This window comes from Pseudoalteromonas sp. SWYJZ12 (assembly GCF_015864395.1).
In the GTDB taxonomy this organism is placed as follows: domain Bacteria; phylum Pseudomonadota; class Gammaproteobacteria; order Enterobacterales; family Alteromonadaceae; genus Pseudoalteromonas; species Pseudoalteromonas arctica.
Genome location: NZ_JADYXH010000001.1, coordinates 114806 through 127306, shown reverse-complemented (window position 1 = coordinate 127306; position 12501 = coordinate 114806). Strand labels below are relative to the sequence as shown.

The 12501-nt window shown below is 39.7% G+C and carries 11 protein-coding genes; 5 read left to right on the top strand and 6 right to left on the bottom strand.

Annotated elements, in window-relative coordinates:
• Positions 1 to 93: 93 nt before the first annotated feature.
• From I6F42_RS00540 to I6F42_RS00530, 3 genes are all read left to right on the top strand, one after another.
• Positions 94 to 450 carry a VOC family protein gene (locus I6F42_RS00540; protein ID WP_007583589.1) on the top strand — a complete coding sequence of 119 codons (357 nt, stop codon included), beginning with the start codon at positions 94 to 96 and terminating at the stop codon, positions 448 to 450.
• A 150-nt stretch (positions 451 to 600) separates the two neighbouring features.
• Positions 601 to 1182, top strand: coding sequence for a uracil-DNA glycosylase family protein (locus I6F42_RS00535; protein ID WP_197149928.1), 582 nt, complete (start codon positions 601 to 603; stop codon positions 1180 to 1182).
• Positions 1183 to 1268: 86 nt separating this feature from the next.
• Complete coding sequence (locus tag I6F42_RS00530; RefSeq protein ID WP_024591551.1) at positions 1269 to 2147, top strand: bile acid:sodium symporter family protein; 879 nt, start codon at positions 1269 to 1271, stop codon at positions 2145 to 2147.
• Between the two features lie 320 nt (positions 2148 to 2467).
• Here I6F42_RS00530 and I6F42_RS00525 read toward each other — a convergent pair whose 3' ends face one another.
• Complete coding sequence (locus I6F42_RS00525) at positions 2468 to 4105, bottom strand: cell surface protein (RefSeq protein ID WP_197149926.1); 1638 nt, start codon at positions 4103 to 4105, stop codon at positions 2468 to 2470.
• Between the two features lie 72 nt (positions 4106 to 4177).
• Complete coding sequence (gene dgt / locus I6F42_RS00520) at positions 4178 to 5644, bottom strand: dGTPase (RefSeq protein WP_007583580.1); 1467 nt, start codon at positions 5642 to 5644, stop codon at positions 4178 to 4180.
• 163 nt (positions 5645 to 5807) lie between these two features.
• On the opposite strand from dgt, the gene I6F42_RS00515 reads away from it, so the two are divergent.
• A complete protein-coding gene (locus tag I6F42_RS00515; protein ID WP_007583578.1) occupies positions 5808 to 7028 on the top strand; it encodes an alkaline phosphatase family protein in 1221 nt (406 codons plus the stop codon).
• A 91-nt stretch (positions 7029 to 7119) separates the two neighbouring features.
• Here I6F42_RS00515 and I6F42_RS00510 read toward each other — a convergent pair whose 3' ends face one another.
• Together I6F42_RS00510 and I6F42_RS00505 are read right to left on the bottom strand one after the other, a co-directional pair.
• Entirely contained in the window at positions 7120 to 7863 is a 744-nt protein-coding gene (locus I6F42_RS00510; RefSeq protein ID WP_197149923.1) for a zinc-dependent metalloprotease family protein, read from the bottom strand.
• A 127-nt stretch (positions 7864 to 7990) separates the two neighbouring features.
• A complete protein-coding gene (locus tag I6F42_RS00505) occupies positions 7991 to 8695 on the bottom strand; it encodes a hypothetical protein (protein ID WP_182692382.1) in 705 nt (234 codons plus the stop codon).
• A gap of 379 nt (positions 8696 to 9074) precedes the next feature.
• Here I6F42_RS00505 and I6F42_RS00500 point away from each other — a divergent pair, with 379 nt between their 5' ends.
• The gene (locus I6F42_RS00500; protein ID WP_197149919.1) at positions 9075 to 10232 is read left to right on the top strand and encodes a benzoate/H(+) symporter BenE family transporter; all 1158 of its coding nucleotides are present in this window, start codon (positions 9075 to 9077) and stop codon (positions 10230 to 10232) included.
• A 137-nt stretch (positions 10233 to 10369) separates the two neighbouring features.
• On the opposite strand, the gene I6F42_RS00495 is transcribed toward I6F42_RS00500, so the two are convergent.
• Together I6F42_RS00495 and I6F42_RS00490 are read right to left on the bottom strand one after the other, a co-directional pair.
• Positions 10370 to 11419 carry a DUF2955 domain-containing protein gene (locus I6F42_RS00495; protein ID WP_197149909.1) on the bottom strand — a complete coding sequence of 350 codons (1050 nt, stop codon included), beginning with the start codon at positions 11417 to 11419 and terminating at the stop codon, positions 10370 to 10372.
• A gap of 10 nt (positions 11420 to 11429) precedes the next feature.
• The gene (locus I6F42_RS00490) at positions 11430 to 12494 is read right to left on the bottom strand and encodes an HlyD family secretion protein (protein WP_121953524.1); all 1065 of its coding nucleotides are present in this window, start codon (positions 12492 to 12494) and stop codon (positions 11430 to 11432) included.
• Positions 12495 to 12501 lie beyond the last annotated feature (7 nt).

Here is a 12501-nt window from a genome sequence, read left to right as displayed (position 1 = left end):
AAATACTGATCTGTTATTGTTTAATGATATTGCACAGGCTGTATGTAAAGCTTAAGGTTAATAAACTGAGTAAAAATAAAGAGTGAAATAACGATGAGCGATCACGAAAAACTAAATTACGTTGAGTTTCCTGCATGCGACTTACCCGCAACTAAGGCCTTTTTTAGTCATGTATTTAATTGGCAGTTTACTGACTACGGCCCAGAATACACGGCGTTTAGTGGGCAGGGGTTAGATGGTGGGATTTTTCAGGCTCCATTAAAATCACTAACTCAGCATGGGGCAGCATTACTTATTTTTTATAGCGACGACATACACGCAACCTTTAAAAAAGTAGAGACATTTGGCGGAGTAATATTAAAACCTATTTTTGAGTTTCCTGGCGGTTGTCGGTTTCACTTTACAGAACCAAGTGGTAACGAATTTGCGGTATGGGCGAAAGAACACTAGATACTATAAGGGCTGTAGGGCATTTAGGCTTAAAGATCAGGATTTTACTAACTAATCGCCATTTTAGATAAAATAAACCGATTTTTTACCAACTCATTTATCCTAAATGGCCATTTAGGATAAAAATTAAGCATTTAAGGCCAAATAAACATGAATAGTCACCAATTAATAGACCAAGTTAGTAAATGCGTGATCTGTGACCCTCATTTACCTTTAGGGGCTCGACCTGTAATACAATTTAACCCAAACGCACGTATTTTAATCGCGGGCCAAGCACCGGGTATAAAAGTTCACGAAACAGGCGTGCCGTTTAACGATGCAAGCGGAAACCGCCTACGAGAATGGCTTGGGCTAACAAGGGATGAATTTTACGATGCTAATAATATAGCAATTTTACCTATGGGCTTTTGCTACCCGGGTAGGGGTAAGTCGGGTGATTTACCACCGAGAAAAGAATGTGCCCCAGCATGGCGCGAGCAATTATTGGCTGCACTACCAAATATTGAGCTGACAATAGTATTAGGTAAATACGCGCAGGCGTATCATTTACCGGAGACTAAAAAAATGCCACTTACGGAGTTAGTAAAATCGTGGCGTGAGTATTGGCCAAATTATTTAGTGCTTCCACACCCCAGTCCGCGCAATAATATATGGCTTAAAAAGAACCCATGGTTTGAACTAGATGTACTTCCAGAACTGGGTAAACGCATTGCGACTATTTTAAATAAGTAATGCTTCTAGCTATTGCAAAGAGGCGTTACAGTTAACTTAAAAATTAACACTCCAATTAAAAACAATAACAAACGAGGCTGTCTAATTTGAATGCATCTATATTAACTGAAGTAATACTTCCGCTCGCTCTTGCACTTATTATGTTTGGTATGGGTCTTGGGCTCACAACAAACGATTTTACTCGTCTATTTAAAAGCCCGCTTGCCATTGTTATGGGTTTAATAGGCCAACTTGTAGCAATGCCTTTATTAGCATTAGGGCTGTGTTATTTACTTAACCTACCAACGCCTATCGCTATTGGTTTAATGATATTAGCTGCCTGCCCCGGCGGTACTATGTCAAATGTAGTAAGCCAGCTTGCTAAAGCTAATTTAGCGCTTTCGGTAAGTTTAACCGCTGCCTCTACCGCAATTAGTATAATAACCACACCGTTTATTATTGGCTTTGCTATGAGTCAGTTTGCCCCAGCAGACGATGCTACTTTTTCTATTTTAACTACTTCATTAGGGCTATTTTTTATTACCTTAGTGCCAGTTGCTATAGGCATTTGGTTACGTCATTTTAAAAGTGATTTTGCCATTAAAGCAGAGCCGTTTTTTAGACGCTTCTCGTTGTTTTTTATGCTTATGATGATTGCCGCACTAGTAATAAAAGAGCGCGATTTATTAGTTAGCTCATTTAACGATGTATTTTGGGCGTGCATAGCGCTTAATATTGGTTCAATGGTTGTTGGTTGGTTAATTGCTAAGTGCTCAAAATTAAATTTAACTGATTCGTTGACGCTTTCAATTGAGGTTGGAATTCAAAATGCATCGTTAGCTATTTTAATTGCTATTAGCTTTTTGAATAAACCAGAATACGCGGTTACCGGTGGCGTGTATGGCCTTGCTATGTTTATAGGGCCACTGCTATTAATTGGCGGGTTAAAGCTTAAAAATAAACGTACCGCTAGGGCTGTTAACTAGGACTTTTAATTAGGGCATGTTGACCAAGTTACTTTAATTTATGGCTGCGGATAACGTAGCCGTAAACTCCAGTCTAAAAATACCACCTGTTAAATGTATGCTCTGCACCCATCGCGTCAACAAGTGTAGGCTCACAAAAGACTATCAAGCTTGAATATTGCACTAGGCGCTGAGCTTGTTTGCGCGAGGAGTGAAGCTTCTAATTACTAGGGCGCATTTTAGGATGGGATAAGAGTGTAAGTAATATGGGGTAAAAAAGCAGTTAATTATTTGGTTACTAAAACTGCGCCTCACAATATGAAGCGTTATTTTAAAACTTACTATTTGGTTTGCATGTTTTTAGCGCGTTCTTCTGCATCTATTAATGCTTGTGATTTAGGGGCGCGTTTTTTCTCTTCTATTTTGGGCTTTTCAGCCGAGTCAGGATCCCAGCTTGAGTCTAACGACAAGTTAGCAAATGGATTGTTACTGTCTGCTTTTTTAGGCTCAATTACTGGCTCATCAACTAGCGGTGTTGTTTGTGCTTGCTCAGGTATCGCGTCTTCTTTTTTAGGCATCGGCTTTTCACCAGGTAATGGTGCATCTGGGTTAAATGTACGCACTTCTGGTTCTTTAAAGTCTTGCTCGGTTGTATACGTAGTCGATTGAGCGTCAGATATTTGCTCTGGAGCGTGTAAATCTATAACCGGCTCACTCGCTGTTACTGGCTCAGGAGTAGTAATAACCGGCTCTACAGTGTTATGTTCGGCTTCTATTGGCGCAGATTCCGTTACTTGCGCTGTATAGTGCTTACGTTGTTTTTTTACTGGCTTTGCATCTGGGTCAAAATCGCGTACCTCTGGCTCATTAAAGCTGCTGGCATTTTTAATGCGCTCTAAGGTTGTTTTGGCGGCGGCTTCAAACTCGGCGGTATTAGGCTCTGGTTTTTGTTTTACTTCGTTAAACGTAGCGGTACTTGTTTGCTCTAAAATATCTGCTGGCTCCATTTGTGCAGACTCAATTTCACTTGTTTGCGATGGAGTAACTACGTTGTTTTGCTCATCTGAGATCTGCGCTGTGTTAGTAGGTTCCACTGACTCTTCATTTGTCGCTACGCTGCTCTCAACTGCTTTATTATTTTGAGTTGCTTCGTTAATGACGACAGGCTCAATCTCTGGCTCTTTTGTTGTTTGTACTGGCTTTGTTGCTTTAATTTCAGGTTTAGCTGGCGTAGCAATTTTTTCTGATTTAACTTCAGGTGGAGCCGCTATAGTCGGTTCTGCCATCGCTTTACTTTGTTTTGCACGGCGCAGGCGCACGACTATCATAGCGCCAATAAGTACCACTATAACAAGTATTAAAGTGGGTAAAAGTAACGAGCTTGGGCTTTGTGCTACAGGTTGCGGCGCAATTACAGGCGCTGGTTTAGTTAACACCGGTGCTGATTTTAAAGGTACAGGCTTTTCAGACGCAGGTTGAACGCTTTGCTCTGGCGTCGCCGGTTTTACTTGCTCTATCACAGCTTCGTTTTTTTGCTCTGTAACTACTTGCTCGGGTGCTGCTTTTGTTGGCTCTGCGTCAATTACTATTTCGTTACTGTTGGTATTTAGCTGATCGTTTATTTGTTGTTTTTGATCATTAGTTAAATTAAGGATTTGCTCGTTGATGCTTTCTTTAACAGCTTCTTCAGTAGGTTTAATTATAGGGGCAGGTTCAACAATTTTAGGTTGTGGCTGAGTAATAATAGTCGGCTCAGGCTCTATTATTTGGGGCTTAGGTTGTGCTTGAATTTCTTTTGGCTTATTACAGTTATTTTTGTAATCACGCGCAGCTTTACGATATTTTTGACTCGCTTTATTATTACTATTTTGCTGCATTTCTTGTTTAATTAAAATGCACATAGCTTCGTTGTATGCAGCACTTTGCGCACTATAAAATAAGGCAAAGCAAAGGGTAAATCTAATTAGTTTTGATATCATGAAGTTATGCGCGCTTAAATATTAATAGTTTGATTTTAAGCGCAAAATTAAAAATTATCCAGAGTAATACAACTAATCAATAACCATAAGGCTGCGATATTCATCGTAAGCAAATTGGTCGGTCATACCGCTTATATAATCTTGGATTAATCTACAACGATAATAAAACTCGTATGCCGCAAAGTGATCGGGCTCTTCTTGCATCGCATCTATTGCGTGTTGGTAACTATTTAAGTGCTTTTTAGAGAGCTTTTTAACAAGTCGCGACTCTATTAATAAACGTGAATCGCCATTTAGTGCACGCTTAAAGTCATCCTTGTTTAGTAGCAGTAATGGTTTATAGCAATCGAGCAAACCATTAATTATGCGATACCCTTGTAGCTCTAATTTTTCGACTTCTTTGTTTGAAAATACATGCTCAAGCGCTACCTGCTTTAGTGTTTTAGTTACTGCATGTAGATGGCTTCTATCTTCTAAAAGCGCTTGGTTAAAATCGCCATGATAAATAGGTTCTATATTTTCGATAAAGCGTTTTGCGGCGTGATTTACTAGCGGATGTAGCAATGCAACCCGCAAGTATATAAAAAATTCACTATTAAAATTATAGGGTTGTGCTTGTGCACGCTCTAGTGCGTAGTCTACGGCTTTGTCTACAAAATTTTGATGTTGAGCGTCGTCGATTAACAGGTTTATTAATACTTTTTTGTAACTACTTTTAAGTTTTTCGCACAGCAACTCAGTGCTTATTATGTCTTTTTCTACGGCGTCTTCTATGTCGGCTAGGCAATACGAAATGTCGTCGGCGGCTTCCATTATGTAACTTGCAGGATGGCGGCAGTAAGGCTCAATAGTGAGCTCTTTTTGTAGCGCTTCAACAAAGTTTTTTTCGCTGTAGTAGTAACCCACTTTTTTCATTAAGTAGTTTTTATTTTGGGGTATGTCTTTTACATCAAGCCCAGCAGGGCGAGTGTATTTTAAAATACCAGCACTTTGGCTGTAGGTTAAATTAAGCGTTTGCAAAGAATGAATTATACGTATGCCTTGAGCGTTGCCCTCAAAGTTACAAATATCAAGCGCAAGGTGTTTAAAAACAACACCTATACCGGTGTTTGGTTCTTTACAGCGCTCGGGTGTTACGCTTGCCAAGTTGTTATTAAACCAGTGGTTAATAGCCGCTTCGCCAAAATGCCCAAACGGTGGGTTGCCTATGTCGTGCATTAGGCAGGCCATTTCTACTAAACTTTCTAGCGGGCGTTCTAGGTCGGTTAAGCCGTAATCTTTTTGCTGTTGGTAGCTTAAATTAGCAAAAATACGTTGCACTATAAAACGACCAACTTGTTGAACTTCAAGCGAGTGGGTAAGGCGAGAGCGTACAGCTGCGTTGCGCTCAAGCGGAAACACTTGTGTTTTTTGCTGCAGCCTGCGAATAGCGGCACTGTTAATAATACGTCCACGGTCGCTTTCTAGCGCCATCTGTAAGTTAGAGGTTGTGCGGTACATTCGTGCTGGCGTTATTTTTTTACTAAAATCTATGGTCATCTTTATACTTGTCCTTTTTTACAATTGATGACTGGCATAGTTTTTAGCACATAGTCATTTGTCTTTAATATACAGGGTTTAATCTATCAGTTTGTATCATAAAGTAACAACTTGCTTTAAAATAATTTTTTGAGTAATTGTTGTGCATTTATAGGTGTTTATAATGAAACAGTGGATTTTAAAGGCAGTATCAATTTGCCTAATGTTAGGAATGAACAGCGCATTTGCTGCAAAAGAGCAAACTGTGGTGCTTGTATCAATTGATGGCCTGCGTTGGGATTATATTGAAAAACACGGCGCGCCAAATTTAAAAGCAATGGCCGAGCGCGGTGTTCGCGCACAAAAACTAATACCTGTTTATCCAACTAAAACGTTTCCTAACCATATTTCTATTATTACGGGCTTACTGCCAGTAAACCATGGCATTGTTGATAATAGCTTTTGTGATAAAGCGCGTAAAAACGACTGTTACAGCATGGGCAAAGCATTGGGCGATAGCACATGGGTAAAGGGTATTCCGCTTTGGAATTTAGCCAAAATGCAGGGACTTAAATCGGCTACTTATTTTTGGCCTGAGTCAGATGCATTATTTAACGGCATGACACCAGATTACTTTTATCACTATTCTAAATACAGCGATTACCAAAGCCGTGTTGATCAAATTATTCAGTGGTTAAGCTTACCAAAAGCACAGCGCCCACGTTTTATTGCGAGTTACTTTTCGCTAGTTGATAGCATGGGCCATGAATTTGGGCCAGACGCACCACAAACGCGTGATGCAGTTAAACAGCTTGATGAATTAATGGGGCAATTACAAGCTCGCTTAAGTAAATTAGAGCAAGAGGTAAACTTAGTTATTGTGTCGGATCATGGTATGACGAGTATAGATCCAGATAAAAGCATTGATGTAACCACACTGCCTCAAGATGAAAACTTTTTAGTTAAAAATACTGGCCCACGTTTACTTATTTATACCCAACCGGATGCTAAAAACGCTGATATTGAAGGTTACAAAGCACGTTTACGAGATGCGTCAAGCGGTCGTTATACAGTATTAACTGACGAACAATTAGCAGCGTATCATTACAATAAAGGCACTCGCGTAGGCGATATTGTGGTGCAAACTACAGCGCCAGCGGTATTTACCAATGGTAAAAAACCAACCTATTTAGGGACTCACGGTTATGCATATACCGAGGATATGGCAGCATCATTTATTGCTGTAGGCCCTGCATTTAAACAAGGTGTAAGCCTTAAAGAAGTAAATAACCTTGATATTTACCCAGTACTTGCAAAAGTGATGGGACTTAAATTGTTAAACAAAGTAGATGGCAATGGTAAAACATTAATGCCAGCAATTAAGCAAAAAATCGTTGTGCATTAGCCTAATCTAAAAGAGCGCGTAAGCGCTCTGCAGGGAAGAACATGTTAAAACTATAAAGTGGGCTATTTAGCCCACTTTTTTATTGGGCAGCTTATTTAAAGTTAGCAATACTTGCTTTTGTAGCAGTAACTGTGCGAATTGCATGCGCTTGGTTTGTGATACCAAATGCAATACCGTTTACGCTCCAGCCAGGGTTAGAGAAGTAATCGTACTGAGTTGCGCTACCGTAAACGTGCGGGTAAGCCATTATACTTGCAAACTCGTTTTGTACGCCGTGACCCATGCCATCTACATATACACCGCCAGACGTATCACCTTGTTTGCGTGAATGCGCTAAACCTTGGTTATGACCAAGTTCGTGTACAAATGTAGTTGCACCACAATCAATTGCAGTGATTGAGTACATACGGCTGCTCATTGAGCTGTATAGATTGCCATTAGTGCCTTGGCCAACCCATGCTAAACCACATGAAATAAGCCCATTGCCAGCACTTTGACCAGTACCTAATACGGCAATCATGTCGGCTTTCCAATCGCTGCGTAAACCATCTACGTAGCTGCTATTTGTAACCGAATCTAACCAATCCTCAGACGGCGTTACTGCATAGTCACCTAAGTTTTGTTTGCCAGCTAAGCGTAGTGTTATATCAACGCCATTTTGGCTATATACCTGATTACTAAAAGCAATTAGTTGATTTATTTTAGTGTCAATATTGCTAGTTGCAGCAGCTGATTGGTCGGTATATAAAATACCGATATCGATTGTTTCTGCTTGTGCAACACTTGCTGCACATAATGCCGCAGCCAGTGCGGTTGTTGTGATTACTTTTTTCATTATTGTATTTCCTTACTCTTGTTGTGGTTGGAACTTGTTTTTAACTTGGTTGAGCTCATAAAAAGCAGACACACTAAAGCTGCCTTATAGTGCGGCTTTAGTTGTTTTTTTATATTTTGATTATTGGTTAGCCATCAATTTTTGGTGCAAATATATCAATGCTTTTATCTGATTTGGGTTTTGGTGCGGTTACTTCATGCTCTATGTGGCTTTTATATAAATCGCGTTTTGCTGCAATCCATCCGTACTTACCTTTACTTTCGAATACATAGTTGCCAGAAGGCGCAGTAAATTGACCATACACGGCATCTTTACCTACCGTTAAAACGGTATTATGCATACGGCCATCAACACCCACTATTTTGCCAAATATGCTCTTATCGCCATTTTCAGACTCAACCACATTAGTCACTTCTGCGGTGAATGTTTCGGCTGTTTGCGGAATAGCTAAATCAAAATTTTCGCCAGTTTCTAACGCCTGTAAAGAATTTAAATCAAACTCAATGTAGGCTTCGTTATGTAAGTCGGTAGGTAAAACTTTTGCGTTTATAAGCACTTGCTTTGCTTTGTCGGATAGGCGATTTACGGCATCAAATTCTTCAAACGGTAAATTGTTGTCAGGGGCAACAATGGGTTTAACGGTAATTGGATCTTTACTCATATCAATAGGTGCAGGGGGATGTGTATTGCGCGTTTTTTGTAAATCAATAGGAACAAAATCAATAGCAACAGGCGCGATAGGTTCGCCCGTTTCATCTGCATTAAAAAATAGCCCATAAACTGCAAATGCCGATAATGGTATAGCAATTAGTAAGACGACAGATCTCTTCATTTGTTTCTCTTTTAGTGTTTTTGGTTAACCGTTTGTTACGTTTTATATTATTAAATGGATTAGATCAAGATAATAAATGTAACCGAAAAGAATTAATTCTATATTTTATAATTCATTATAAAATATAGGGATATTTATTTTTGGTATGTTTTTCACTCTTTTTAGTATTGGTTTTTTGTAGGGTTTATGCGGCCTTTGGCGCGTTTGTGGGTACTTGTTTGTTTAGTTAAATACAATGGTTAAAAGTGACTTTTTGACGTTAATTACAATGAAAAATAAAAAGTGAATTTTTTTCACTCTTTGTAAACTAATCGCTAATTGCAATGCATTTATCGGGCACGTATGTTGTGTGCTGCATAAATGGCATTACGAGGGATTTATGAAGGTGTCTGATCAGTTGCTTAACCGAATTACAGCAGGACTTGTGGCTGTAATTATTGGTTTTTCGAGTTCTATTGCATTGATTTATCAGGTGGTGATAACCCTTGGAGGCACGCCCGATTTAGTAGCTAGTTGGATTTTAATGCTTGGTTTAGTGATGGGTACAACGTCAATAGGTTTGTCGTACTATTACAAAGTGCCTGTTTTAATTGCGTGGTCTACCACCGGGGCTGCATTACTGATCTCAAGTGCACAAGGGTATAACTTAAACGAGGCTATTGGCGCGTTTATGCTCAGTGCATTGCTCGTTTTTTTGTCGGGGGTGACGGGCTGGTTTGAAAAAATAATGAACCGTATTCCAAGTGAGCTTGCGTGCGCCATGTTGGCCGGCGTACTTGTTACCTTTGGTATTGATGTTTTTAATTTTATGAACGACATGCCTTTAGTGATTGGCTTAATGGTTGTTATGTACTTTATTGGTAAACGCTTTTTTGCCCGCTTTGCTATGTTAAGCGTGCTTATTATAGGTGTATTACTCGCTTGGCAAATGGGCCATATTGATACCAGCGCACTGCACTGGAAAATGAGCGAATTTGCTTATATTGAACCCGTTTTTCACTTGCAAGCATGCATTAGCATAGGTTTACCACTTTATATAGTTACCATGACCTCGCAAAATTTACCGGGTATTGCTGTTTTAAAAGCGCATAAATATAAAGCGCCTATATCTGCGTCTCTTAATGTTACTGGTTTTGTAAATATGCTTAGTGCCCCGTTTGGAGCTTATTCTATTAATTTAGCCGCTATTACTGCTGCTATTTGTATGAGTGATGAAGCGGATGAAAATCCTGATAAACGTTATTGGGCGAGTATAGCGGCGGGCGCATTTTATATTTTAATGGCGCTGTGCGCGGCTACATTAGTCGGGTTGGTGGCAAGTTTACCGCAGGCACTTATTTTAGCTTTGGCGGGCATTGCGCTATTTGGCACCATTGCTAATAGTTTGCAGCAAGCCCTTAGTAGTACTAAATATACGGAGGCCGCAATTGTTACTTTTTTAGTAACAGCATCTAACTTAACATTACTCTCAGTGGGGTCTGCTTTTTGGGGAATTATAGCGGGTGTGCTTACGCTCCTTATCACCCAAAAAGACTAAAAACTTTATTGTGTACAAAGAGCTGCTGGTGAGTATTTAAAACAAAATTATAGTTTATTTATATCATTAAAATAGCTTAACTAAGCTTATAAAAAAGGCTGCAATTGCAGCCTTTAGTTTTATAAAACAAGATTTACCTAATCAAAAGTATGATGGCGAGTTACACTAAACCGATTAAGTATATGGTGCATAATATACACAACGCACAAACTTAATATTATAGCCACCGATACCGAGCTAAACCGGTACATTGCGCTATAAACAAGATCTTGGCCTGGCCCGAGTGAGTTCCCAAATAAAATACCAAACGTAGTCAACACACCAAAACCAATACCAGGTATGCCTCCGCCTAAAATATGAAAACGCGCAAAAAGAAACGAAAGTATCCATAAAATAGCCATCGGAAAAAGTAAAAAATCAGAGTGACTATACAAAAATAGTTGCGATAGTAACGCTGCATTACACCCTATAAGCGTTCCAATTGCTCGCTGCCAACCAGCCATACCTGCGGCTTTCCAGCACAATGAAAACAAAATAAGCACAGAAGCTGCCTGCGCAGATATTGAGTCTTGTAAATCAAGAACCTGAAAAACCACAAAAGAGAGCGTAGCCACGGTTGAGCATAACAATACCTCATGGCGAATACTTTCTTTTGCTTTAGCTGGCATTACTCGCCCGGGCCTTGCGGTTACATCAGGAAATAGGCCATGCATTAATGCTCCAATAACAACGGTTAAAAATATAGCCAAACCATTAGTTAAAATTAACGGATAAATACTATTTCCTTCATCAACATAGCTCGAAAAATGTAGCTGAATAGAAAGGCTTATCACGCCTAAAGCGCCAAATAAAAAGGCACTACCGCTACTCATTTGGTAAAATAAAAAGCAAAAAACACCAAACACTAATAATGTCATAACGACTGGTAAGTGAGAAAACAATCCCTGCATTATCAGCACTATAAGCGCGCTAAATGCAGCAGATGCTATAAATTGATTTATAAGCCCACGACTTAACGTAGGTACCATGCCCAATATCAACATAGGATAAACGGTAAAAAATATACCATTAGGCCAGTTCATTAATTTACTAATAGTAAAGCCAAGGGTGCATCCACCTGCAATGCGTAGTGCTTGGCGAAGGCCATTAGAGTCTAATTGTGGGCCTTGGCTAACAATTTGAGTCATAAAGCCTCCATTAATAAATGTAGTGTAACCAGCTAATAAATCTAATTTGTGCAGAGCCAAACCATTGCCCAATTGTCGATTCGGGCAATAATTGTACTGTTGCACGTGACCCGCTTGGCATGTTCGCTATTAAGTCTTGATGATTTACGAGCTTTAAATGAATACGTTGACGCTGTGCATCGCGTACCCAACGATTGCTGGTTTCTGTTGTACTTAGTAAACCATTTGCACTAAGTTGACCGTTGCTAACACCTGCTTCAAATGTTTCTAGTATTGCGTCGTAAACTTCACCTGGGCGGCTATCAAATACGACGCGCGCTTGAGTGCCTTGCTTCATATTTGAGAGTGACTTTTCTCTAAAGTCGGCAACTAAGTCGGCTTTTTTAGCGACAATAGCTAATAATGGGCTACCTGCAACTGCGTATGCGCCGTCTAATAATTGTAAGTTAGCAACTACGCCGTCACTTAGTGCACGTACTTGCGTGTAGGATAAATTTAACTCAGCCTGCGCTAACTGGTTAGCAGCATGACGCATAGCTAAGTTTTTATTACCTGAGTCACCTCTAGCTAAAACTGCTTCAGCTAACTGCGCTTCTAGAGCCGCAACATTTGCTTTACTGGCTTCAAAATTAGCACGAATGCTTTCAAGCTCTTGCTCCGATATAGACTTTTGAGTATAGAGTTTTTCGCCTCTGCTTTTTAATAGCTTTTGCTCATGCTGCTTAGCATTTGCGGCACTAATTTGTGCTTCAAGGGCTTTAACATTGGTATCAAGACGCTTGTTTTGTAATTTGGCATCATCAAGCGCGAGTTGAGCTTGCTCTTTGGCTAAATTATATGGGCCTTCATCGATACTAAATAATATATCGCCCGCTTTAACTGGTTGGTTATTATTAACTTGCACACTAGTGACTCGGCCACTAATTTGCGGTGATATTTGCACAACAGGGTGGTATACACGTGCCTGTGGTGTCACAGGCAAAACCATATCGGCCACTAAATAGTAAATAAATACTAAGATAAACCCTATGAGAGAAAACCTTACATAGCGTGCAAACTTTTGATCCGGTGTCATTTTTAGC